Source organism: Rahnella victoriana (assembly GCF_021276285.1).
GTDB classification, from domain to species: Bacteria; Pseudomonadota; Gammaproteobacteria; order Enterobacterales; family Enterobacteriaceae; genus Rahnella; species Rahnella victoriana.
In genome coordinates this window covers 3,398,160-3,421,790 of sequence record NZ_CP089919.1, presented here as the reverse complement: position 1 = coordinate 3,421,790, position 23,631 = coordinate 3,398,160, and the positions used below count along the sequence as shown (strand labels likewise).

Here is a 23,631-nt window from a genome sequence, read left to right as displayed (position 1 = left end):
CTCAATTTTGCACAGGAAGATCTTTATCATGAGTCATTTAACTGAAACTTTGCACAGCCATCATCCGCAACTCCGGCACCTTGTGCCGTTTGACGGCGCCCACCGCACGACGCCTTATCTTTCCGATCCGGATGCCCGTCTGCACCGTAAATTGTGTGATTCGCTGGAACAGGCGATTGCCCGCAGCGGCCTGAAAGACGGCATGACCATTTCCTTCCATCACGCTTTTCGCGAAGGCGATCAGGTGATCAATCACGTCGTGGCGACACTGGCGAACCTTGGCTTTAAAAATCTCACGCTGGCGTCCAGCTCGCTGATGACCTGCAACGAGGCGCTGATCGAACATATCCGCCATGGCGTCATCACCCGTATTTATACCTCCGGCATGCGCGGCAAACTGGCCGATGCCATCTCGCACGGGCTGATGGAAGAACCGGTACACATCCACTCCCACGGCGGACGGGTGAAGTTGCTGCAGGACGGCGAACTGAACATTGATGTCGCGTTTCTCGGCGTGCCGTGCAGCGATGAATTCGGCAACGCCAACGGCACGCACGGTAAATCCTGTTGTGGTTCGCTGGGTTACGCGATGGTTGACGCACAGTTTGCCAACACCGTGGTGCTGCTGACGGAAGAACTGGTGCCCTTCCCTAACATGCCCGCCAGTCTGGTGCAGGATCAGGTGGATTACATCGTAAAAGTCGATCAGGTCGGCGATCCGGCAAAAATCAGCGTCGGCGCGGCGCGTGTCACCAGTAATCCGCGCGAGCTGATGATTGCCCGCACGGCAGCGGAAGTCATCGAATATTCAGGCTATTTCAAACCGGGCTTTTCGATGCAGACCGGTTCCGGCGCGGCGGCGACGGCCTGTACCCGTTTCATGGAAGAAAAAATGGAACGCAACCAGATCACCGCCCGTTTTGCCCTCGGCGGCATCACCGGCAGTCTGGTGGATTTGCATGAAAAAGGTCTGATCGACACCCTGCTGGATACGCAATGTTTCGACGGGCAAGCGGCGGCCTCGCTCAGCCGTAACCCGCGGCACATCGAGATTTCCACCAATGTGTACGCCAATCCGGGCGCGAAAGCGGCGAGTTGTGATCAGCTGGATATCGTTATCCTGAGCGCACTGGAAATCGACACCGGTTTTAACGTCAACGTGATCACCGGCTCCGACGGCGTAATGCGTGGCGCCTCCGGCGGACATTGCGACGTTGCCAGCGCCGCCAACCTGACCATCGTGGTCGCGCCGTTACTGCGCAGCCGGATCCCGACGGTGGTGCGTCGTGTCACAACCCGCGTGACGCCGGGGGAAAGCATCGACGTGCTGGTGACCGACCACGGCATCGCCGTGAATCCGGCACGTCCGGAAATCCGTCAGCGGCTGGAAGAGGCGGGGATGAAAATCATGGACATTGAAACCCTGTATCAGCGGGCAATTTCCCTGACCGGCGAGCCGAAACCGATTGAATTCACCGACCGTATCGTGGGGGTGATCCGCTATCGCGACGGCAGCGTGATCGACGTGGTTCATCAGGTAAAAGAGGACGCATAATGACCATCATGACGCCTGCTCAGGCAGGCGTCAGCCTGGAGGATTTGCTGGCAGCAAAGGAACTGCGTGCACAGCGGCAAACCGACTGGCTGACACAATTCTCACAGCCGCTGATCTCCCTCACGCTGGTCACGCCGGGGCCGGTGAAAGATTCCGTGAGCTACCGTCAGGTAATGCGTGAGGCGCTGCAACGCGCCGACGTGATGTTACTGCAACACGGCTGGCCGGTACTGAAACATCAGGTTTTCTGGCTGCCTTCGGGAGCGGAAGCGTTCTGGTGTGTGGCACATCCGGCAGCGGAAGTGAAAGCAGCGACCGTCGCGCTGGAGCAATCTCATGCGCTCGGGCGTTTATGGGATTTCGATGTGATTTGTCCGCAGGCAGGCGTGACAGGGCGACGCTCACTCGACCTTGCCAGCCGCCGCTGTCTGGTCTGCCACGGCCCTGCCCATGCCTGCGCCCGTTCGCGTCATCACCCGCTGGATCAGGTGATCTCAAAAGTGGAGGCGCTGATCGATGGCTGGCACCGCGCTCACTGAATCACTTTCCCCCCCGTCCGTCGCCACGCTGGCGGCAGACGCCCTGCGCAGTGAAGTCTGGCTGACACCCAAACCGGGACTGGTGGACAGTGCCAATAACGGTTCGCACGATGACATGGATTTGCCGCTGTTTCTGCGCAGCATCGACGCCATAGCACCGTGGTTGTATCAGTTTCAGGCGCAGGGACAGCAGGATTTTTTGCAGCCTGCACCGGCGATGCTGATGCGTATCCGCCCCGCCGGTCTGGCCTGTGAACAGGCGATGTTCGGCGCAACACAGGGGATTAATGCCCACAAAGGCGGCATTTTCTCGCTGGGGTTGTTGTGTACGGCGGCAGGCAGGCTCAGCGCAGGCCACCGTCCGCTGACCCGTCAGGGTTTATGCGCAGAAGTGGCCGCCATGACACAAGGTCTGGTCGAACGGGAATTACAACATTGCCGTCAGCCCGCCACGGCCGGTGAACGCCTGTTTCAGGCTCACGGCATGACCGGCGCACGCGGCGAAGTGGAGAGCGGTTTCCTTACCCTGCGCCGTCATGTCTTACCGCACTGGTACAGTGAAACCCATCCTGAACGCCGCAGCCTGAACGCCCTGCTGCGTCTGATGGCGTATAACCCGGATACCAATCTGGTGGCGCGCGGCGGGCTGAGCGGATTACATTTCGTGCAGGATTATGCACGCCGGTTACTGACATCGGGCTGGCAGAAAGAGGATTTACAGCAGATGGATCAGGCGCTGATTGCCCGACATCTCAGCCCCGGCGGCAGTGCTGATTTACTGGCGGTGGCGACGGTATTAGTGGCTTTCCCGCAATGAGCACTGCATCTGACATCACCCTGATGCTGGTTCCCGGACTGCGCGACAGCGAAGCCGGGCACTGGCAAAGCCGCTGGCATGAGCAACGCCCTCATTGGCTGCGCATCCGCCAGCGCGACTGGTCACAGGGCGATCTTGAAGGCTGGATAGCCGCCATCGACCGCGAAAGAAAACTCACCCCCGCCCCGCTGTTGCTGATCGGCCACAGTTTTGGCGCACTCGCCAGTCTGGTGTGGGCGAACCGCCACCCGCAACATTGCGCCGGGGTGATGCTGGTCGCGCCTGCGGAACCGCTGCGTTTCGGGCTGGAGGACGACATTTTGCCTGTGCCGCTTGCCGTGCCGGGGCTGCTGGTGGCAAGTCACACCGATCCGTTGCTGTCTTTCGGCCGGGCAAGGTTTTGGGCACAGGCATGGGGCTGCGAGCTGGCCGATATCGGCGAAGCCGGACACATCAATGTCGAGTCGGGGTTTGGCGAATGGCCGTGGGGGCTGGCAAAACTGGAGCAGTTTGCCGCCGGACTGACGGCAAACGTGTCGACATAACGACAGGAAACGCACTCAGTATGGCGTTACTCAACAATACGGGAATGCATTGCCTGCGGAGGCTGAGACTTCTGGCAACAGAGGAAAATCATCATCAGCAGCGGGATCCACCCCAGCGCAATGCCCAGCGTGATTTTCATCCAGACATACGTTTCCGGTGAAGCGTATTCCATCAGAATCGAATTTAGCAGGCGCGAGACCACGCCGGCCAGATAGACACAGCCAAACCACCAGCCGGAACGGTTGATGTCATGCATGCGCCGGACACCCACCGCCAGCAGCGGCAATGCCGTCGCCAGGGCAAACAGGGTGTAAGCCACGCCAGCGTAAAAGATGCTGTGAGGATCCCCCGCCAGCGCGAACAGGAAGGACACGCCCATGGTCAGCAAAATAATGATCAGCAAGTTGCCCAGTGCAAATGTCCAGAACTCCTTGCGCGTCGCCCGACCATTAAAATCCACATACCTTTTCCAGCCCTGCAAATAACACTGCCATACCGTCATCTCATCACGTCCTTTTACCGGTTAATCAGTTTTATAACGTTAATTTTCAATTCGTAATCAAACAGAGCGTTTTCTTAATGCCCCCGCAACTGCTTCGCCAGAATATCAAGCTGGTCGGCAATCTGATTCAGATCTTTATCCTGCTGCCCCGGCGCGCGCGTCGAGTTACGCACCACCAGTTGCGCAGGCAAAATTTTCGACGATGTCGCTTCAGGGCTTTCGGCCAGCAGATGTTCAACCGCCTCTTTGCTCTGCAAATCGAGATCCAGCGAGACGGTGGTCAGCGCCGGATGGAAAAAGGCACTGTCGTAGGTGTCATCGTAACCAATGATCGACACCTGCTGCGGGATGGCGACGTTATGCTGATGCAGCGCACTGATCACGCCCAGCGCCATCTGGTCATTCCCCACCAGCATGGCGGTGAATTGCGGCGTCTCCCGCAAAATCTGCAACGCGCTGTAATACCCGCTTTTTGCACTCCAGTCACCGTGGATCACCGTCACCGGACGGATGTCTTTCTCCGCCAGTGTTTCCTGCCAGCTTTTCAGACGCAGACGGGATGACACGGAATCCTCCGGCCCCGCCAGCAAGGCGAATTCGCGATGCCCTAAATCATGCAGATATTCCACGCTGGCGCGTGATCCATCGGCCGGATTGAAACACACGTTGAACACCGGGCTGGTGGGATCGACATCGAGGAACAGACACAAAATATCGCGGTTATTTTCGTAAATCCGCTCTGCCTCTGTGCTTTCCAGCGGAATGTTGATGATCACCCGTTCCACACGCTGTGATTTCAGCTCGTTGATGGAGTCCTGAATGCTCTGATTCACGTCTTCATCAATCATGGAGATCAGCACCTGATACCCGGCCTGATGGGCGTATTTCTTCACGGAAGCGGCAATTTGCGACGGCGCATGTAACGCCAGCGAGGTGGTCACCAGTCCGAGGGTGAAGCTTTGTTTTCCAACCAGTTGTTGCGCCAGCCGGTTCGGCACATAACGCAATACTTCTATCGCCTGCTCGACCTTGCGGCGGGTGGCGTCTGAGACATTGGCCGACTTATTCAATACCCGCGAAACCGTCTGATAAGAGACACCGGCATAGCGGGCAACATCTTCTAATGTCGAACTTTTTGATTTCATTCTTTCCCCAGTCTGCGGCCCGTGATTTTGCTTCGTTTCATGATAATCGAGCCAACGTACGGGATCTCATTTAAAAGTTCAATCTGGAGAGCCGGTCATTGCATAAGTTATACGTTAACATTGCATATAATCGTGATTTGCATCACCACCGCATTAACAAAAACGTCATAATTACCAGACATATCTCACAATTCCGAATGTGTAAAATTGATCATTATTGTTTCTGGGTATCTTATAGATTCCGTAAATGTGAACGTCATACAATCATAAGGAAAAAGAATGAAACACAACTTACGCACTCTGGCTGTGGCGGTTTCACTCGCCATTACGACAGGCCCGGCAGTGGCAAACGATATTGATTTTCATGGGTATCTGCGTTCCGGGCTTGGCGTTTCCGGCAGCGGCAGTCTGGAGCAATTCCAGAAAAACAAAGTCGGTCGTCTGGGCAACGAAGATGACACCTACGGTGAAATCGAACTGGGCAGCGAAGTCTATAAGAAAGACGATGTGAGTTTTTATGTCGACTCGATGGTCAGCATGGTATCCGACGGTTCCAATGATGATGAAAACACCGTTAACGACGATGCCCAGTTCGGTCTGCGTCAGCTGAATCTGCAAATTAAAGGGCTGGTGCCGTGGGATAAAGATGCGGTGATCTGGGGCGGTAAACGTTATTACCAGCGCCACGATTTACACATCATTGATACCAAATACTGGAACATTTCCGGTGCCGGTGCCGGTGTTGAAAACCTGAAACTGGGCGATGGCGCGCTGTCCGTGGCCTGGATCCGTGGCGATGCCAATGACGTGGATTACCGCGTGGATGGCGATAGCGACGTCAACATCAACTACATCGACGTACGTTATGCCGGGATCAAACCGTGGAACGGTGCATGGATGGAAGTCGGTGCCGACTACGCCATGCCAAACCTGACGCACGATCAGAAAGACTACGGCGGTCTGTACGATGCGGATAACGGCGTGATGCTGACCGGCGAAATCAGTCAGGATATGTGGGGCGGTTACAACAAACTGGTGTTGCAGTACGCCAACAAGGGTCTGGCGCAGAACATGATTTCGCAGGGCGGCGGCTGGTACGATATGTGGAACTACACCAATGACGCCACCGGTTATCGCGGTATCATCACCGGCCTGATCCCGATCACCAGCAAGTTCAGCCTGAACCACGTGCTGACTTACGGTCACGCGGAAAACATCACCGATTATACCGATACCACGGAGCTGGTTTCTCTGGTGGGCCGTGCGCAATACCAGTGGACGGATTATGTCCGCACCATCGGTGAAGTCGGTACGTTCTATCAGAAAGACGATTACAAGAACGGTTCCAACTATAAGCAAGGCGGTCAGAAATATACACTGGCGATGGGTCTGGCAGCCGGTCCTGAGTTTATGTCACGCCCTGAACTGCGCGTGTTCGCTTCATATCTGAATGATTCAGAGCATGGCGATACCTTTGAAGATCACACCAAATCCGATACGTGGAACTTTGGGGTTCAGGTGGAAGCCTGGTGGTAAATTTCCTTCATTCTTGAAGCTGTTGCTGCGTTGGCTGCAACTCCAATGACTTTGAAAAAAACAGGCGTTAGTTATTAGAGAAATATCCTCATTGTAATAAAGCGACAGACAAAAACTTAATTTCTCTTGTAGGGGATCGTTACGTTTTTTCTCCGCACAGCAGCATCATTATTATCCGCAACAAAAAGAAGAAACAATAAAGGCAGCCTTGTGTCGGGCTGCCTTTATTTTTGCCGTTATTTAAAGAAAGGAGTTAATTGCTTTTTAATCCAAATTTCTCAGTCATTAATTTCTTCAGGCTGTCGGATTGTTTACCGAATATCGCATGCACTTCCTGGCCGATAATCACCACGCCAATTGCACCGGCCTGCTGGATAGCGCCGGAGTTCACCCGTTTGAGTTCTTTTACGGTCACCCGCAAACGGGTAATGCAGGCATCAACGTTAATAATATTCTCGCGCCCGCCGAGGGCATCAATTAATAACGCTACGTCAGTCGATGGCGGTGCGTCATTTTCAGGAGTTTTATTCTTCGCGGAGAATACATGCATAAAGTCTTTAATATTTACCATGATGATTACTCTCTTTCAGGAATGAAAAAAAACGTGCAACCGGGAATTCCTGATTGCACGTCGGTATTAAAATAAAGGTTTAAGCAATAACGGATAACCGGCGCGTCAGGATCTGGCAACCCAGTGCCGGAAGCGTCAGTTTGCGCGGCAATACGCCACCATGCACCATATCGCGATAATCGTCCGGCAGCGTCACCGTCTGGCTGTCTGCGGCATAGTTTTGCAGGAAGATAAATTCACTTTCCCCGTCGGTGCGTCGTGCTGCAGTGACGCCTTCCGGCAGTTCGGTATCTATCGCCTTCGGCAGTTTCATCTCTTTGGCCAGCGCGGTATAAAAATCAGCGTGGAACTGCTGATCATTGCGCGAAGCCAGATAATACGCCTGCCCTTTGCCGAACAGATTCACGGTCACGGCTGGCGTTCCGGCATAGAAATCATCGCCGTAAGTGGCCAGCGCCGCCGCGCCTTCCAGATGGATCACTTCGCACAACTCACTGGCACGGTACGGGCCGTTTAGCCCCAGCGCGTTGCCTTCGACACCGCTGACGCTGTTGTGCTGGTCGTCAGTCAGGCTGTCGATTTCTTCCGACCAGATGCCAAGCACCGGACGCAACGGTCCGGGGAATCCGCTGAGGAAACATAAATCGCTTTCGTTAACGATGCCGCTCCAGTAAGTCGCGACAAACCGGCCACCGGCCTGCACAAACGCAGTGATCCGCTCGCCAACGCCCTCGCGCACCATATACAGCATCGGCGCGATCACCAGGTCATAACCGGTCAGATCGCAGTCGGCATTGATCACATCCACCGCGATGCCCTGCGCCCAGAACGCGCGGTAATGTCCGGCGACGGTGTTTTCATATTCCAGCCCCTGATTGCGCGGGCCGAGGGAATCGTCCATCGCCCAGCGGCTTTCCCAGTCAAAGATAATCGCCACTTTGGCGTCGACGCGGCTGCCCGCCACCGGAGCCAGCGCGGATAAAATCCCGCCCAGTTCGGAGACTTCGCGCCCGACACGGGTATCGATATGCCCGACGTGATCCACCACCGCGCCGTGGAATTTCTCCGACGAGCCACGGCTTTTGCGCCACTGGAAGTACTGCACCGAATCCGAACCGTGTGCGACCGCCTGTAAGGAAGAAAGAATGTGCATGCCCGGTTTTTTCAGCTTGCTGACCGGCTGCCAGTTGGTGAAGCTCGGCGTCGATTCCATCAGCACAAACGGCTGGCCCTGTTTCAGGGTGCGCATCAGGTCGTGATACATCGCGGTGTACGCCGCCAGACCGATATCATCTTTGCGGGTATGCCACATCGGGTAGCTGTCCCACGAGATGAAATCCAGCACGCTGGCGAGTTTCCAGTAATCGTAATCGTAGAAATATTCCATGAAATTGGTGGTCGCCGGTAACGCCGGATTCTCCGCTTTCAGCGGACGGATTTCTTCGCTGCAAAAACGGGTCACCTGATCGGTGTTAAAACGACGCCAGTCAAGATTGAGGCCATGAACGCCGCTTTCGCCCTGCGGTGACGGCGATTCGATCTGTGCCCAGTCGCTGTACGTGTGGCTCCAGAAGGTGCTCCACCAGGCTTTGTTCAGCGCATCCAGCGTGACATAGCGGGCTTTCAGCCAGTCGCGGAAACGGGTCTGACAGTGGTTGCAATGGCACTCGCCGCCGTATTCGTTGGAAATATGCCAGCCGATCACCGCCGGATGATGGGCATACCGTTTCGCCAGCGCGCTGTTCATCAGCTGCACTTTTTCAGCATACACCGGCGAACTCATGCAGTGGTTGTGACGCCCGCCGTGCAGCGCTTTTACGCGGTCGCGGCCTACGCGCAGAACTTCCGGATATTTTTGTGACATCCACGCCGGGCGCGCCCCGCTTGGGGTGGCGAGAAAGACGGAGATACCGTTTTCATGTAAACGGTCCAGCACCTGATCCATCCAGCCAAACGTGAACTGGCCTTCTTCGGGTTCCAGCGCCGACCAGCTGAAAATCCCGACAGACATGACATTACAGCGTGCCTCTTTCATCATTTCGACATCGCGGATCAGGACATCAGGGCTTTCCAGCCACTGTTCCGGGTTGTAATCCGCACCATGTAATAGCCCGGAAATCTTACTGCTCAGAAGAGGAAATTTCGTCATGCTTGGTCCTTAGGAACTTTAAGAAATATCAACTCCCCGGCCAATGAAGCCGGGGAAAAAGGGATTAATTGAACACTTTGATGGATGGAAGGACCTGACCGTCACAGCCGAATAACGCCTGGTTTTCGCGGGCATTGCCCTCTTTCCAGTGGTCATTGATGTAGGTCATACCGGCGGGCGTCGCCCAGCCTGCGCCGTCAACGGCGATCCAGGTCGGTTCCCAGTAGAACAGGCCTTTGCCGCGATGATCCGGCACCGTCACCAGGCTGTTGATCATGTCGCTAAGGAAATCAGCCTGCCCCTGCACCGTGCCCGGATAGCCGCCGTCTTTGGCTTCTTTTTCCGTAAAGCTGTTTTCAGCGGCGTCGCAGTTTTTGGTGGTATAGCCGTAGGCCACTTCCACCACAATCACGTCTTTGTTGTAGCGTTTGCTGATGTCATCCATGTTGGCCTGTAAGGCGGAAATCGGGCCGTTCCAGTAGGTGTAAAATGACAGGCCGATCACGTCGTAAGGCACGTTGCGCTGGTTGATTTCATCGAACCACCAGCGGAAGGTGTCGTTTTTGGTGCCTTCCGCCAGATGCAGCATGATTTTGATGTCAGACGGATTTTTTTCGTCCGCCCGCACCCCGGAAATCGCGGCATTCAGCAGCCCGGCCAGACGGTCAAACTCGCCGCCGCCCGCGCCCCAGCTTTTGCCTTCCGGCCACAGAATGCCGCCGTTCATTTCATTGCCGACCTGCACCATATCCGGCACGGTGCCCTGCGCACGTAATCTGGCGATCACCTCGCGGCTGTAATCATGAATGGCCGTTTTCAGCTGCGGGTAATCCATTTTTTCCCAGCTTTTCGGCTTGAACTGTTTGCCGGGATCGGTCCAGAAATCGCTGTAATGGAAATCGAGCAGGATTTTAAACCCCTGCGCTTTGGCGCGTTTCGCCAGTTCCAGCGTGGTGGCGAGATCGTTATTGCCGCCGCCGTACGGATGCCCCTGCGCGTCTTTCGGATCCACCCATAAACGCAGGCGCACGTAGTTAAAACCGTTCTGCCGGAGGATCTCCATCGCATCGGTCTGTTTGTGGTGCTGATCAAAGAACTTGCCGCCGTGTTTTTCGACATCAATCAGCGTCGAGATGTCCGCGCCTTTGATGAAATCCGCCGGAACGTTGGCGACCTTTTTGATCACCACATCCTGCGCCACGGTCGAAAATGACATCGCCAGCACTACACAGGCCATTGCGCTTTTGTTGAAAATCTTCTTAGAAAATAACGTCATGACATTATCCTTTTGTACTGCCAGCGGTCAGGCCGGAGACGAAGTATTTTTGTAAGGCAAGATAGAAAATGGCGACCGGCACGGCGATCAGCACGGCGCCTGCGGCATACATGGTGTAGTTCGCGCCCATCTTCTGCGCCACCAGGTTGTACAGGCCAATCGGCAGGGTGTACTTGTCCGGCGTACGCAAAATGGTGCTGGAGAGGATGAAATCCCCCAGCGGTCCGGTGAAGGAAAACAGCGCGATCACCGCCAGTATCGGTTTCGATAACGGCATGATGATTTCGATGAAAATGCGGAAATTCCCCGCGCCGTCCATACGCGCCGATTCATCCAAATCTTTCGGGATAGCATCGAGATAGCCTTTCATCAGATAGGTGTTCATCGGGATCATGCCGCCGACGTAAATCAGCACCAGCGCCAGATGGCTGTTAATCAGGCCGAGTAACTGCGCCAGCACAAAGATGGCGATCAGCGCCGAAAACTGCGGGATCATCTGCAATAACAGAAACAGCATCAGCCCGTCTTTACGGCCTTTAAACCGAAAACGTGAAAACGAATAGGCGGTGAAACTGACGCAAATCAGGGTCAGGATCATGGTCAGGAAACTGATTTTCATCGAGTTCCAGTACCAGCCGACGTAATTCACGTCGCCGTTAAACAGGTCTTTGTAATGCTGGAACGAGACGTTCTCCGGAATAATCGACGTACTGAGCAGGCTGTTACCGGCATTCAGAGACGCACCGACCGTCCAGATCAGCGGATAAATAATGATCACCGCCACAATCAGCAACAGGAAATAACTCAGCCCCAGGCGGATAAACCGGTTTCTTTTAATACTGCTGTTCTTACTCATAGCCCTTCCCCCGGTTACGCCATATCATCTTGTTTAAATGAATTGGTTGAACGGAATTGCCACAGCGCAATACCGACCACAAATATCGACAGCAAAATGGTAATGGTCGCGGCAATGGCATATTGCGAAGATGACATGGTGAGTTTATAGATCCACGACACCAGAATATCCGTCCCGCCTGCATTCGAACCCGCCACCGCCGGGCCACCGTTATTAAACAGATAGATAATATTGAAGTTATTAAAGTTGAAGGTGTATTGCGTGATAATGATTGGCGCAATGGAATATAAGACCAGCGGAAGCGTAATGGTTTTTAATTTCTTCCAGGTGCTCGCACCGTCCATCGTCGCGGCTTCATATAAGTCGTTGGGAATGGCCTGCAATACGCCGGTGGTCATCGCAAAGACAAACGGGAAACCCAGCCAGGTCTGCATCATGATCAGCGCCGTTTTGGTCCAGAACGGATCGGTGAGCCAGGCTTTCGGTTCAATGCCTAATGCCGCCAGAATGCCGTTGTTGATGACGCCGAAGGAATCATTGAACATGCCGGCAAACACCAGAATGGTGACGAAGCCCGGCACCGCCCACGGCAGGATCAGCACGGTGCGGATCAGCGCCTTGAAGCGCAGATCTTTCTGATTCACCAGAATCGCCAGCATCACGCCCACGGTACATTGCAGCGTGGTCGCCAGCACCGTCCAGACCACCGTCCATTGCAAGACGTCCAGCAAGGTCGAGCGCCAGATATTGAGCGTGAAGATATTAATAAAGTTTTTGAACCCCACCCAGTCGACGAGTTTCGCCGGTGGCGTGTGATACAAATTGTAATTGGTAAACGCAATCGAGAAACCGAATATAATCGGGAAGACCACCACAAACACCAGCAAAATAAAGCCCGGCGTGATCATTAAATAAGGGAATCCCTCACGCAGCAATAAATGATATTGCTTACGCACGCCGGGTAATTCCACTCCCTGATCGCGACGTTTACCGTTAGCCCACGCATCGCGCAGACTCCAGTAATAAAACCCCACGCCAAATGCACCGATCAGTACGCTGATAATGCCTTTGGCTAACAGGAATATAGAATTATCACGCGGCACTTCTTCGCCCAGCGTATATAACCCCCATAATCCCTGACGCAGGAAATCATAGAACACGCCGGCGAAACAAATAAGAATGATAAAAAACACGATTCCCTTGGCCCATTGCCGGTTATAGAACTGCCCAAAACCGGGGATCAGCGCCACAGCCAGTGCCACCGGTGCATGGTGGCTGGCAGAAAGTGGCGCCGGGTTTTCCTCATGAAGACGCATAGACACAAAGATGTTCCTTTCACTGGTGAGGGCGTGAATTCACGCCCTCTTGTCAGACATACGGGGGTGTTACCGGTTACTCGTTGCTGGCTTTCGCCGCTTCGATCTGCATCTGGATATTTTTCACGGCATCATTGAGTGCCGCGTCAACCGGTTGTTTACCGGTCACGCCCAGCTGGATGCCGTTGTTGGCCGGACCCCAGACTTCCTGCATTTCCGGTACACCCGGCATGGCCGTGGCACGGGTAGACTGTTCAGCCACCGCATTGGCTTTCTCATCGTTTTTGATCATCGGATCATTCACCAGCACCGTCAGTGCCGGGATTTCTTTGGTCACTTCGTAACGCACTTTGGCGTACTTAGGCTGGTTGATGAAGGTGATGAATTTCTCGGCCAGCGGTTTTTGCTTGCTGTACGTCGAGACCGCATAACCTTTCACGCCAAGGAATGAGCTCATCGGTTTGCCGTTCGGCAACTGCGGCAACGCTTTGACGCCGTAGTTGATGCCCGCCGCTTCATACGGCTGGAATGCCCACGGGCCGGTGATCACTGCGGCCGCTTTCTTCTCCGTAAACAGTGAATCGATGGCGTTCAGGCCGTTATCACCGACAATCCCCGCCGGGAATAATCCGTCGGCATAGAATTTTTTCAGGTAAGTAATGGCTTCGATGCTGCCCGGTTTGTTCAGGCCGATATCTTCAACGTTGATTTCGCCTTTGGCGTCTTTACCGAAGATATAGCCGCCCATGGAAGCCATCGCGCCGTAGGCGTAATAGACTTCGTCAAACTTGGCCAGCAGGCCGTATTTGCCCTTCGCCCTTTCCGCTTTCGAGAAGGTGTAATACTCGTCGAGCGTTGCCGGAGCCTGCGGCAGCAAATCTTTGTTATAAATCAGCACCAGCGTTTCCACGGCTTTCGGCACGCCGTAGGTCTGGCCTTTCAGCTGGAATGCGTTTAATGCCGACGGGGTAAAGCTGCCGAGAAACGCCTTGTCGAGGGTCATCGGTGCCAGCAACCCCTGAACCACAGCGGTCCCTAACTGGTCATTGGGGATCACGACGACGTCGGGGCCGATACCTGCCGGACCATCCAGACGTAATTTCTCCGTTTGTTGTGCATAAGGCGTTTCCTGCACCACGACTTTGACGTTGTTCTCTTTTTCAAAATCTTTCACCGCGTCGGCAATACCGGAAGATTTCTTAATATCTTCCCAGATAAGTAACTGACCCTCGGCTGCCCGGACGGCCTGGCTGCTAAGGCTTAACGACATCAGTACCAGGGCAGTAAGGTGTGTAATTTTCATTGTTGCTCCTGAATGTGAAGGTATAACATTTTTGTAGGGTTAAACACGACACCGAATCAACAACCCATGCCAAAAACCCTTTAAACGCTGATTGCATAGTGATTAATGTCGTCCTGAAAACTATGTTATACGTTAAACTTACAAGCCATAAATCACTACAAAAAGATGCGTATTGTGTGATCTTCTCTCCAAAATTCGAACCCGCCTGTGCAAACGCTTACACAAGGTGGTTATAGTCCGAAACATCAGCGGTATGAATTCTTTATGAGGTCAAACATGTCCAGCATCAGACTTAAAAATGTGGTCAAACGTTTCGATAAAACCGTGACGTTGCATGGCATCAATATTGATATTGAAGACGGGGAGTTCACTGTCTTTGTCGGGCCATCGGGATGCGGGAAATCCACCCTGCTGCGCATGATTGCCGGGCTGGAAGACATTACGGAAGGAGACGTTTACATTGGCGAGCAGCGGGTCAATGACGTTGACCCGTCACGGCGCGGTGTGGCGATGGTGTTTCAGTCTTACGCGCTGTATCCGCACATGACCATTGCCGAAAACATGGGTTACGGGCTGAAAGTGAACGGCGTGCCAAAGGAAGAAATTCGTCATCAGGTGGAGATGGTCGCCAAAACCCTGCAACTTTCTCATCTGCTGGACCGAAAACCGAAGCAGCTTTCCGGCGGCCAGCGCCAGCGTACCGCCATTGGCCGGGCGATTGTGCGTAACCCTCAGGTCTTTATGTTTGATGAACCGCTGTCTAACCTGGATGCCGAACTGCGCGTGGACATGCGCCTGCACATTTCCAAGCTGCATCAGGAACTGAAAACCACCATGGTTTACGTGACGCACGATCAGACCGAAGCCATGACGCTGGCCGATAAAATCGTGGTGATGAACTATGGCAAAGTCGAGCAGATGGGTGCGCCGATGGATCTTTACTACAACCCGGTAAATCAGTTTGTGGCCGGATTTATCGGCTCCCCGAAGATGAATTTCCTGCCCGCAGAAGTGCTGAGCTGGCAGCCTGAGCGGCTGGAAGTGCGACTGACGCCGGAGAAAACCCTGACGCTGGCACTCAGTACCGACGAACTGGCGGCGGGCGATAAAATCACCCTCGGCATTCGCCCCGAACATCTGCTGTCGCAGGAAACCGAAAACGTGCTGGAGTTTAACTGCGAAGTGGTTGAGCGTCTGGGCAACAGCACCTACCTGTTCGGGCAATGTTACGGCACCGACGGTTTTAAAATGCTGCTGCCGGGCGACATGGCCTTCAACCCTTATCAGAGCCTGACCACCTGGTTCGATGCCAAACGCTGCATGGTGTTCAGCCAGGACGGACTGCGTATCAGCGCGCCAAGCCTTTCTCATCTGCATTAATCACTCGCTTCAGGCCGCCCTTTCGGGGCGGTTTTGCCCTCCTCTTCCGCACTAATGTAAACCGCATTGATAATCGTTATCATTTCTTTTATTGTTAGCGCCTCTTCAGGGAAACGTAAAGGAATCGGAAGAAGATGAATTATCAGCAGAATTTTTTCACGACGCTCACCGCTAAGCGCATGGCTGGCGGATTAGCCGGACTCACGCTTGGCGTGCTTAGCTTCGCCACGCAGGCTGTCACCGTGACCGATATCGCCGGGCGCACTGTTACCGTGCCGGATGATATTCAGCGCGTGGTACTGGGAGAAGGCCGGTTGTTCTTCGCCCTTTCCCTGCTCGAAGGCCAGAAACCCTTCGACCGGATTGTCGGCTGGCAGGGAGATTTCCGTAAGCTTGATCCGCAAACCTACGCCACCTATCAGGCAAAATTCCCGCAAATCGACAAGATCCCGCTGATTGGCAATACCAGCGCCGACAGCATCAGTCCGGAAAAAGTCCTGACGCTGAACCCGCAGCTGGCGATCTTTGGTTTGTCAGGCCACGGACCGGGACGGGAAAGCGAACTGGTGACGCAGCTGCAGAAAGCCGGGGTGCCGGTGGTGTTTGTGGATTTCCGCACCTCTCCGCTGAAAAACACCCTGCCGAGCATGGAACTGCTGGGTAAAGTGCTGAACCGTGAGAAGCAGGCGCAGGACTATATCCGCTTCTATCAGGACAATATCAGACGCGTCACCGACGTCACCAAAGACATTCCTGAGCAGGATAAACCTAAGGTGTTCATCGAGTTACGCGCCTCGACGGCAGATGAATGCTGCCGCTCGGCCGGTAACGGCAATATGGGTGATTTTATCGATCAGGCGGGCGGCGTGAACATCGCCAAACCTCTGCTGCCCGGCCCTCTCGGTCAGGTGAATCTGGAGAAAGTGATTGCCGCACAACCGGATGTCTATCTGGTGAGCGGTGGCGGTAAACCGCCGAAAGCTGGCGATCCGCAACCTGCGGGTTTAGTGCTCGGCGCGCAAACCACGCCGGAACAGGCCAGCGCCAGTCTGAAACCGCTGCTGGCGCGCAAAGGCATCAGCACCCTGAAAGCTGTCGAAGATGGCCGCAGTTTTGGCATCTGGCACAACTATTACAATTCCCCGTATAACGTGCTGGCGGTGCAGGTTTTCGCCAAAGCGTTTTATCCGCAGAAGTTTGCCGATCTCGATCCTCAGCAAACGCAGCAACAGCTTTATAAACAGTTCCTCGCCGTCGAACCGACCGGCACTTACTGGACAGAGTAAAAGGGACACCGCCCCGCGCTGCCGGGGCTTTTTATCTCACGGAGAGAAAACATGCCTAAGATGACATTCACACCGGCGATCAAAGTCGGGCTGCTCGCACAACTGATTGCTGCCGCGTGTCCGGTGATGGCGGAAGACGTCAGCGAAGTGAAAGAAAAAGAAGATCAGATGGTGGTGACGGCTTCCGCGATTGAACAAAACCTCAAAGATGCGCCCGCCAGTATCAGCGTGATCACCCGCGAAGATCTGCAAAAGAAACCGGTACAAAACCTCAAAGACGTGCTGAAAGATGTCCCCGGCGTGCAAATCACTAATGAAAGTGACAACCGTCAGGGCGTCAGCATCCGCGGGCTGGGCAGCGGCTATACGCTGATCCTGGTCGATGGCAAGCGCGTGAATTCCCGCAATGCCGTCTTTCGCCATAACGATTTCGATTTAAGCTGGATCCCTGCGGAATCCATTGAACGCATCGAAGTGGTGCGCGGGCCGATGTCTTCCTTATATGGATCTGACGCGCTGGGCGGCGTGGTCAATATTATTACCCGCAAAGTCGGTACAAAATGGCACGGCACGCTGAGCGCCGACACCACCGTGCAGGAACACCGCGATCGCGGTGACAGCGGCAACGGGAATTTCTTCGCCAGCGGTCCGCTGGTGGACGATTTACTGGGCGTGAAAGTTTACGGCGCACTCGGTAAACGTCAGAAAGATCAGGCCAGTTCCGCCAGCGGCAGCACCGGTCAGCCGCGCATTGAAGGGTATACCTCGCGTAACGCCAACGTCGAATTCTCCCTGACGCCGGATGAAGATCAGGACATGACCTTTGGCTACGGTCTGGATCGTCAGGATCGCGATTCCGATACGCTGGATAAAAACCGTATCGAACGCGAGAATTATTCTCTCGGCCACAACGGCCGCTGGGGTCTGATGAATACCGAGCTGCGTTTCTACGGTGAAAATATCGAGAACAAAAACGCCGAAACCATTACCTCAAAAAACAACTCTCTCGACGGCAAAGTGGTGATCCCGCTCGGCGATTACAATCAGTTCCTGACGTTCGGCGGCGAATACCGCAACGACAAACTGGAAGACGGCGTAAACATGAAAAATGGTGGCAGCACGCAGGCCAATCAGTACGCGCTGTTCCTTGAAGACGAATGGCGTATCTTCGAAAATCTGGCGCTGACCGGCGGCGTGCGCATGGATGACCACGAAAACTACGGCGTCAACTGGAGCCCGCGTGCCTATCTGGTCTACAACGCCACCGACAGCGTGACGCTGAAAGGTGGCTGGGCATCAGCGTTCAAGGCCCCTTCCCTGTTGCAACTCAGCCCGGACTGGCAAAGTGCTTCCTGCCGTGGCAGCTGTAATGTGGTGGGCAGCAAAGATCTGAAAGCGGAAACCAGCGAAAGCGTGGAGTTTGGCCTGTATTACGCCGGTCAGGAAGGCTTGCTGGAAGACGTGACCGCCAGCGCGACAGTGTTCCAGAACGACATCGACGACATGATCACCGTGATCCGTACCGCCAACCGCAATCTGGCACCGACTTATCAGAACTTTGTCGGTTTCGACGCCAGCGGCAATCCGATCTTCCGGTATTACAACGTCAACAAGGCGCGGATCCGCGGGCTGGAAACCGAACTGGGTTTGCCGCTTTCCGATACGCTTAACCTCAGGCTGAATTACACCTACAACGACGCCCGCGACCTGAGTAACGGTGGCAATAAGCCCCTCTCGGAACTGCCGTTCCACACCAGCAATGCGACCGTTGACTGGAAACCGCTGGAAGACTGGAGCTTCTATATTTCCGCCAACTACAAAGGCAAAAGCCGCACCGTCACTGACGGCAACGCCACGCCGGGCGGTTACACCATCTGGAACACCGGCGGTTCGTATCAGCTCAGTAAAGCGGTAAAAATCCGCGCCGGGGTGCTCAACCTGACGGATAAAGACCTCAACCGCGACGATTACAGCTATAACGAAGATGGCCGGAGATATTTCGCCGCTGTCGATTACAGTTTCTGACAATAACCTCCTGCCGGGTCGCTTCACGCCCCGGCAGTTTCAGTGCTATACCTCTTATCATTATTTTTCCGATAAGAGGTTCTCATGCCACTGCAATGCCGCATTCTTGATGATTACCAAAACGTTGCCCTTTCGCTGGCTGACTGGCAGGCACTCGCGCCGCAGGTAGAATGCCGTGCGCTGACGGAACACATCGAAGACGAAAATACCCTGGCGGAGACGCTGAAAGACGCCGATATCCTGGTGATTATGCGTGAACGGACGCCCTTCACCGCCGCGCTGTTTGCACGTCTGCCCAATCTGAAACTGCTGATCACTTCAGGCATGCGTAATGCAGCCATCGATCTAACCGCCGCGAAGCGCCATGGCGTGACCGTATGCGGTACCGGCAGCGGGCAATCCGCCCCGGTCGAACTGACGTGGGCGCTGATCCTCGGGCTGGCACGGCATCTGGTCACAGAAAATAATGCGCTGCGCCAGAACGGCCCGTGGCAAAGCACGCTCGGTGCTGGCCTGAGCGGTAAACGGCTGGGGCTGTTGGGACTGGGAAAGATCGGGCAAAAGATGGCGCATATCGCGCAGGCTTTTGGCATGGATGTCTGCGCCTGGAGCCAGAACCTGACCGCAGAACGCGCAGCGGAACATGGCGTGATACTTTGCGCATCGAAACAAGAATTGCTGCAAACCAGCGACGTGGTGTCCATTCATCTGGTGCTCGGCGAGCGGACACGCGGTTTACTCGGCGTCAGCGAACTGGCGCAGATGAAACCGTCCGCCCTGCTGATCAATACCTCGCGCGCCGCAATTGTCGATCAACCCGCCCTGATTGATGCACTGCAACGGGGTGTGATCGCCGGTGCCGGTCTGGATGTGTTTGATGCCGAGCCACTGCCCGCCGGTCATCCTTTCCGGACCCTGCCCAATGTGCTGGCGACGCCGCATCTGGGGTACGTTTCCGACGGCAATTATCAGGTCTATTTCAGGGAAGCGGTTGAGGATATTCAGGCATTTCTGGCGGGTAAACTGCTGCGTGTTTTGGATTAGGGTAAACGACAGGCGTAAAAAAACCGGGCCTGAACCCGGTTTTTGCTTTCAGCAGCGACGAAATTACTTAGTTTCGTTGGCTTTGATTTCGCCCATCGCTTTCAGCTTTTTGGACATTTCACGACGTTCTTTCGACAGGTCTGCATTGCGGATGATGTAATCATCAACACGATCTTCATAGTCGCCGCGCATGCTGGCAATGATTGCCTGAATTTCGTCGATGCTCATCCCTGGTTTGATGTAGTCGCTCAGGTTGTCGAGCAGCAGAACACGTTTCTGGTTGTCACGGATTTTCTTTTCGTTATCAGCAATTTCGCGTTGTAATTTGTTTTTACGACGGAAAATGCGCACAAACTCCAGAACGTCCTGGAAACTCGGCTTATTGATATTGTCCATTTTAACACCTTCGATTAAGTTACACAGATTCAGTGACTTGTCGCAACCGCTTTGCCTGCCTTTACGCAAAAGCTTAGCAGGAAGAGTAGCAAAGATCGGGCTGCGCGCTCAGATAATCGTCCAATAAGCCCATCTTACCCGTTTTAGGCCGCAGACAAAAATCCCTTCATGCTTTCGTCGTTTTAACGCTGCTTATTTGAGCGTCTTCTTTTTGCATCGTCATGGTGATCAGGTCACCCATGGATTTCAGTTGCTCGGCCACCTGCGCGCTGAGCCAGACGTAGCCATACACCTGCGCTTCCAGATGATTCGCTGCGTTCATTTCCGCCATCAGTGCTTTAAGTTCTTCCGCCGATTCATTGAGCTGATGATTGATGGTCAGCTCGTCACCTTTGGTGCCGTTCAGCAACATCTGGCTGAGTTTTTCCAGCGTGCTGAGCATCAGTAACTGCGCGCTGCGCAACGTGCGGGCATTGAGCATCAGGAAATGGCTTTCGCGCGAACTCCAGTAAGCATCGGCCAGCAGTTCGAGCGTACACAGCAGGTTGCGGCTCAGCGTCTGGATCGCGTCAAACACTTCGCGCGGAATATGAGATTCTTTACTGGCGGGCGCGAACAGAGAACGCATCTTGATCATCTGGCTCATAGATGTCTTCATTTTGCCATGCAGATGCGGGCGTTCGAGCATGTTCGGCGACAACCACGCACTGTAGAGTTTATTCAGCGACATCAGATAATCCGCCATCTGCATACGCCAGTGAATAAAGGCACGCTGCGGATAAATACTGGCGAACAGCAGCGCCAGCAGGGATCCGAAAATCACATCGCCCGATCGCCACAGCGCCATTTTCATGTCGCCCGGCCCCGCCCCGCAAACTACCGCCAGCGTGATACCAATCAGCAACGCCATATAAGGACGTTTACCGAGGGTCAGATACCCGCTGACGAACATCACGACGCCGCACCACACCAGCATCAGCGGAAATGAATACAGCTCCAGCCACAACGCGATCAGCCCGGAAGCTGCACCTAAAACAGTGCCGCTGATGCGCTCCAGTACGCGCTGCACGACATTTCCCCAAAACGAAATCGGCCCCATTACCACGACCAGGGTGATCAGCGGCCAGGTGCCTTCGGGGATTTCAGTCAACCGGACAATCAGGAATGTCAAAATGAATGCCACCGCGATACGCAGGGCGTGAGTAATCCGGTAATGACGGTAGATGACGTTATCCAGCGGAGAAATTTTCTTGTCGAGACGCACGTTAGGCCTGCCGTAAGGCGTGAATTCAGATTAGGCGGTAGTTTAGCCGAGTTGGGAAAGGGGATCACCCTGCTTTTGTCAGGGTTTTGGGGGATCTTGCCAGCGTGTATGTAAATTTTAACGATGTGTTCCGGGGCTGTGCATTTTGTCATGACTTCATTGCGGCGGATGGTATCCTAGTCGCCGTCGAGTTTACCCATTCCGCACTGATTAAGGTTATTTTCGTAATGTCAGACAAGCCGCAAAAAACGTTCTACTTCCACGATTACGAGACCTTCGGTAAGAATCCGGCGCTGGACCGTCCGGCGCAGTTTGCCGGGGTGAGAACTGACGAAGACTTCAACATCATCGAAGAACCGTTGGTCATTTATTGCCGCCCTTCTGACGATTACCTGCCGGAACCGGAAGCGGTGATGATCACCGGTATTACACCGCAGATCGCGCTGGAACGCGGCGTGATCGAAGCGGAATTTACCGCGCAAATCCACAAGGCATTCAGCGTACCGGGCACCTGCATTGTCGGTTATAACAATATCCGTTTCGACGATGAAGTCAGCCGCAATATCCTGTATCGCAACTTTTACGACCCGTATGCCTACAGCTGGCAGAACGGTAACTCCCGCTGGGATCTGCTTGATGTGATGCGCGCCTGTTATGCGCTGCGTCCGGAAGGGATCAACTGGCCGGAAAACGATGACGGATTCCCGAGTTTCCGCCTTGAGCATCTGACCAGGGCCAACGGCATCGAGCATGAAAATGCCCATGATGCGATGGCCGACGTTTACGCGACTATCGCGATGGCGAAACTTGTGAAGCAGGCGCAGCCGCGTCTGTTCAGTTTTCTGCTTGAACACCGCAGCAAACATAAACTCAATACCCTGATCGACATCCCTGCGATGGCGCCGCTGGTGCATGTTTCCGGTATGTTTGGCGCAGCACGCGGTAATACCGCCTGGGTCGCGCCGCTGGCCTGGCATCCTGAAAATAAGAACGCCGTGATCATGTGCGATCTCGCCGGTGATATGTCGACGTTATTAGATCTCGATCCTGATGAGATGCGTGAACGTCTGTACAGCCGCCGCGATGCGTTGCAGGCGGGTCAGTCTCCGCTGCCGGTCAAGCTGGTGCATATCAATAAATGTCCGGTGCTGGCACCGGCCAAAACGCTGTTGCCGGAAAATGCCGAACGGCTGGGCATTGACCGTCAGCGTTGTCTTGAGAATTTGCAGTTACTGCGGCAGAACCCGCAGGTGCGCGAGAAAGTGGTCACGATGTTTGCCGAAGCCGAACCGTTTACACCTTCCGATGACGTGGATGCCCGCCTGTACGACGGTTTCTTCAGCGATGCCGATCGCGCCGCAATGCGCATTATTCTGGAAACCCGTCCGGAAAATCTGCCCGCACTGGATCTGACTTTTAATGATTCCCGCATCGAGCCGTTGTTGTTCCGCTTCCGTGCGCGCAACTACGCCGCCACGCTGACCGATGCCGAGCAGAAGCGCTGGATGTTGCACCGGCAGGAGAAACTGACGGACGAACGTGTGCAGGCGTACATTTTAGAGCTTGAATCGCTGTATAACTTGCATGAGGGGGATGTTGAGAAGATGGCGCTTCTCAAGGCGCTGTTTGAATATGGGAAGAAACTGGTGGGTTAACCGGTGATGCTCCTCCCCCTGCGAAGGGGAAAGGCTGCGAGCGGTGTATAAAGGGCTAACCTCTCGTCAAAGCAAACTTCAACTCGTTGATTTCGCTTTAATACCCCACCCCAGCCCTCCCCTTCGCAGGGGAGGGAGCAGAGCAGTTAACTCACTCAACCTCAGCGGTACGATTAAGCCGTCGTGTGTTTGCTCCTCCCCTTCGCAGGGGTGGGAGCAGAGCAGTTAACTCACTCAACCACAGCGGTACGATTAAGCCGTCGTGTGTTTGCTCCTCCCCTTCGCAGGGGTGGGAGCAGAGCAGTTAACTCACTCAACCGCAGCGGTATGATTAAGCCGTCGTGTGTTTGCTCCTCCCCCTGCGAAGGGGGAGGTTGGGAGGGGGTTTTAAAGGCTAACACCACGTCAAAGCAAACTTCAACTCATTGATTTCGCTTCAATACCCCACCCCGACCCTCCCCTTCGCCGGG

Annotated in this window: 20 protein-coding genes; 10 read left to right on the top strand and 10 right to left on the bottom strand. The window is 54.5% G+C overall.

Going from position 1 to position 23,631, the window contains the following annotated elements:
- Positions 1 to 28 precede the first annotated feature (28 nt).
- Genes citF through J9880_RS15720 form a run of 4 tightly spaced genes read left to right on the top strand, consistent with a single transcriptional unit; the run spans position 29 to position 3,456 of the window.
- A complete protein-coding gene (gene citF / locus J9880_RS15735; RefSeq protein ID WP_232769574.1) occupies positions 29 to 1,555 on the top strand; it encodes a citrate lyase subunit alpha in 1,527 nt (508 codons plus the stop codon).
- Positions 1,555 to 2,094 (top strand): citrate lyase holo-[acyl-carrier protein] synthase, encoded by a 540-nt coding sequence (gene citX, locus J9880_RS15730; RefSeq protein ID WP_095922453.1) that lies wholly within the window; start codon positions 1,555 to 1,557, stop codon positions 2,092 to 2,094. The genes citF and citX overlap by 1 nt, the downstream gene beginning before the upstream one ends.
- Positions 2,072 to 2,911, top strand: a complete 840-nt coding sequence (citG, locus tag J9880_RS15725; protein ID WP_232769573.1) for a triphosphoribosyl-dephospho-CoA synthase CitG — start codon at positions 2,072 to 2,074, stop codon at positions 2,909 to 2,911. The genes citX and citG overlap by 23 nt, the downstream gene beginning before the upstream one ends.
- Positions 2,908 to 3,456, top strand: a complete 549-nt coding sequence (locus J9880_RS15720; protein WP_095922455.1) for an RBBP9/YdeN family alpha/beta hydrolase — start codon at positions 2,908 to 2,910, stop codon at positions 3,454 to 3,456. The genes citG and J9880_RS15720 overlap by 4 nt, the downstream gene beginning before the upstream one ends.
- Before the next feature lie 26 nt (positions 3,457 to 3,482).
- Here J9880_RS15720 and J9880_RS15715 read toward each other — a convergent pair whose 3' ends face one another.
- Entirely contained in the window at positions 3,483 to 3,959 is a 477-nt protein-coding gene (locus J9880_RS15715) for a DUF805 domain-containing protein (RefSeq protein ID WP_133823680.1), read from the bottom strand.
- Positions 3,960 to 4,033: 74 nt separating this feature from the next.
- Positions 4,034 to 5,104 carry a LacI family DNA-binding transcriptional regulator gene (locus tag J9880_RS15710; RefSeq protein ID WP_232769572.1) on the bottom strand — a complete coding sequence of 357 codons (1,071 nt, stop codon included), beginning with the start codon at positions 5,102 to 5,104 and terminating at the stop codon, positions 4,034 to 4,036.
- Positions 5,105 to 5,383: 279 nt separating this feature from the next.
- Between J9880_RS15710 and J9880_RS15705 the strand changes: the two genes are divergently transcribed.
- Positions 5,384 to 6,640 carry a maltoporin gene (locus J9880_RS15705; protein WP_232769571.1) on the top strand — a complete coding sequence of 419 codons (1,257 nt, stop codon included), beginning with the start codon at positions 5,384 to 5,386 and terminating at the stop codon, positions 6,638 to 6,640.
- Positions 6,641 to 6,893: 253 nt separating this feature from the next.
- Here the strand turns inward: J9880_RS15705 and J9880_RS15700 are convergent, their stop codons facing one another.
- From J9880_RS15700 to J9880_RS15675, 6 genes are all read right to left on the bottom strand, one after another.
- Positions 6,894 to 7,211, bottom strand: coding sequence for a glucose PTS transporter subunit EIIB (locus J9880_RS15700; RefSeq protein WP_119822259.1), 318 nt, complete (start codon positions 7,209 to 7,211; stop codon positions 6,894 to 6,896).
- Between the two features lie 79 nt (positions 7,212 to 7,290).
- Positions 7,291 to 9,360 (bottom strand): beta-galactosidase, encoded by a 2,070-nt coding sequence (locus tag J9880_RS15695; protein WP_095922460.1) that lies wholly within the window; start codon positions 9,358 to 9,360, stop codon positions 7,291 to 7,293.
- A 64-nt stretch (positions 9,361 to 9,424) separates the two neighbouring features.
- Entirely contained in the window at positions 9,425 to 10,576 is a 1,152-nt protein-coding gene (locus J9880_RS15690; RefSeq protein ID WP_229921118.1) for a glycoside hydrolase family 53 protein, read from the bottom strand.
- A 64-nt stretch (positions 10,577 to 10,640) separates the two neighbouring features.
- Positions 10,641 to 11,492: a sugar ABC transporter permease gene (locus J9880_RS15685; protein WP_095922462.1), complete on the bottom strand. Its 852-nt coding sequence runs from the start codon at positions 11,490 to 11,492 to the stop codon at positions 10,641 to 10,643.
- 14 nt (positions 11,493 to 11,506) lie between these two features.
- On the bottom strand, positions 11,507 to 12,808 hold the full coding sequence (locus J9880_RS15680) for a carbohydrate ABC transporter permease (protein WP_095922463.1): 1,302 nt from the start codon (positions 12,806 to 12,808) through the stop codon (positions 11,507 to 11,509).
- Between the two features lie 76 nt (positions 12,809 to 12,884).
- Positions 12,885 to 14,111 carry an extracellular solute-binding protein gene (locus J9880_RS15675; RefSeq protein ID WP_095922464.1) on the bottom strand — a complete coding sequence of 409 codons (1,227 nt, stop codon included), beginning with the start codon at positions 14,109 to 14,111 and terminating at the stop codon, positions 12,885 to 12,887.
- A gap of 276 nt (positions 14,112 to 14,387) precedes the next feature.
- Between J9880_RS15675 and J9880_RS15670 the strand changes: the two genes are divergently transcribed.
- The 4 genes from J9880_RS15670 (at position 14,388) to J9880_RS15655 (ending at position 19,846) form a co-directional block, all read left to right on the top strand.
- Positions 14,388 to 15,491, top strand: coding sequence for an ABC transporter ATP-binding protein (locus tag J9880_RS15670; RefSeq protein WP_232769570.1), 1,104 nt, complete (start codon positions 14,388 to 14,390; stop codon positions 15,489 to 15,491).
- Between the two features lie 179 nt (positions 15,492 to 15,670).
- Positions 15,671 to 16,777 carry an ABC transporter substrate-binding protein gene (locus tag J9880_RS15665; protein WP_165497952.1) on the top strand — a complete coding sequence of 369 codons (1,107 nt, stop codon included), beginning with the start codon at positions 15,671 to 15,673 and terminating at the stop codon, positions 16,775 to 16,777.
- Between the two features lie 51 nt (positions 16,778 to 16,828).
- Positions 16,829 to 18,802, top strand: coding sequence for a catecholate siderophore receptor CirA (gene cirA / locus J9880_RS15660; RefSeq protein WP_232769569.1), 1,974 nt, complete (start codon positions 16,829 to 16,831; stop codon positions 18,800 to 18,802).
- A gap of 84 nt (positions 18,803 to 18,886) precedes the next feature.
- Entirely contained in the window at positions 18,887 to 19,846 is a 960-nt protein-coding gene (locus J9880_RS15655; protein WP_232769568.1) for a D-2-hydroxyacid dehydrogenase family protein, read from the top strand.
- A 63-nt stretch (positions 19,847 to 19,909) separates the two neighbouring features.
- Here J9880_RS15655 and J9880_RS15650 read toward each other — a convergent pair whose 3' ends face one another.
- Entirely contained in the window at positions 19,910 to 20,242 is a 333-nt protein-coding gene (locus J9880_RS15650) for a DUF496 family protein (RefSeq protein ID WP_013574907.1), read from the bottom strand.
- A gap of 166 nt (positions 20,243 to 20,408) precedes the next feature.
- Complete coding sequence (locus J9880_RS15645) at positions 20,409 to 21,506, bottom strand: FUSC family protein (protein WP_133823670.1); 1,098 nt, start codon at positions 21,504 to 21,506, stop codon at positions 20,409 to 20,411.
- Between the two features lie 227 nt (positions 21,507 to 21,733).
- Between J9880_RS15645 and sbcB the strand changes: the two genes are divergently transcribed.
- Positions 21,734 to 23,161 carry an exodeoxyribonuclease I gene (sbcB, locus tag J9880_RS15640; RefSeq protein WP_232769567.1) on the top strand — a complete coding sequence of 476 codons (1,428 nt, stop codon included), beginning with the start codon at positions 21,734 to 21,736 and terminating at the stop codon, positions 23,159 to 23,161.
- Positions 23,162 to 23,631: the final 470 nt, after the last annotated feature.

Bases quoted from the DNA above. Each gene is read 5' to 3' on its own strand.
- citF (WP_232769574.1), top strand. From the start codon at position 29: ATGAGTCATTTAACTGAAACTTTGCACAGCCATCATCCGCAACTCCGG.
- citX (WP_095922453.1), top strand. From the start codon at position 1,555: ATGACCATCATGACGCCTGCTCAGGCAGGCGTCAGCCTGGAGGATTTG.
- citG (WP_232769573.1), top strand. From the start codon at position 2,072: ATGGCTGGCACCGCGCTCACTGAATCACTTTCCCCCCCGTCCGTCGCC.
- J9880_RS15720 (WP_095922455.1), top strand. From the start codon at position 2,908: ATGAGCACTGCATCTGACATCACCCTGATGCTGGTTCCCGGACTGCGC.
- J9880_RS15715 (WP_133823680.1), bottom strand. From the start codon at position 3,959: ATGACGGTATGGCAGTGTTATTTGCAGGGCTGGAAAAGGTATGTGGAT.
- J9880_RS15710 (WP_232769572.1), bottom strand. From the start codon at position 5,104: ATGAAATCAAAAAGTTCGACATTAGAAGATGTTGCCCGCTATGCCGGT.
- J9880_RS15705 (WP_232769571.1), top strand. From the start codon at position 5,384: ATGAAACACAACTTACGCACTCTGGCTGTGGCGGTTTCACTCGCCATT.
- J9880_RS15700 (WP_119822259.1), bottom strand. From the start codon at position 7,211: ATGGTAAATATTAAAGACTTTATGCATGTATTCTCCGCGAAGAATAAA.
- J9880_RS15695 (WP_095922460.1), bottom strand. From the start codon at position 9,360: ATGACGAAATTTCCTCTTCTGAGCAGTAAGATTTCCGGGCTATTACAT.
- J9880_RS15690 (WP_229921118.1), bottom strand. From the start codon at position 10,576: ATGTCATTTTCGACCGTGGCGCAGGATGTGGTGATCAAAAAGGTCGCC.
- J9880_RS15685 (WP_095922462.1), bottom strand. From the start codon at position 11,492: ATGAGTAAGAACAGCAGTATTAAAAGAAACCGGTTTATCCGCCTGGGG.
- J9880_RS15680 (WP_095922463.1), bottom strand. From the start codon at position 12,808: ATGCGTCTTCATGAGGAAAACCCGGCGCCACTTTCTGCCAGCCACCAT.
- J9880_RS15675 (WP_095922464.1), bottom strand. From the start codon at position 14,111: ATGAAAATTACACACCTTACTGCCCTGGTACTGATGTCGTTAAGCCTT.
- J9880_RS15670 (WP_232769570.1), top strand. From the start codon at position 14,388: ATGTCCAGCATCAGACTTAAAAATGTGGTCAAACGTTTCGATAAAACC.
- J9880_RS15665 (WP_165497952.1), top strand. From the start codon at position 15,671: ATGGCTGGCGGATTAGCCGGACTCACGCTTGGCGTGCTTAGCTTCGCC.
- cirA (WP_232769569.1), top strand. From the start codon at position 16,829: ATGCCTAAGATGACATTCACACCGGCGATCAAAGTCGGGCTGCTCGCA.
- J9880_RS15655 (WP_232769568.1), top strand. From the start codon at position 18,887: ATGCCACTGCAATGCCGCATTCTTGATGATTACCAAAACGTTGCCCTT.
- J9880_RS15650 (WP_013574907.1), bottom strand. From the start codon at position 20,242: ATGGACAATATCAATAAGCCGAGTTTCCAGGACGTTCTGGAGTTTGTG.
- sbcB (WP_232769567.1), top strand. From the start codon at position 21,734: ATGTCAGACAAGCCGCAAAAAACGTTCTACTTCCACGATTACGAGACC.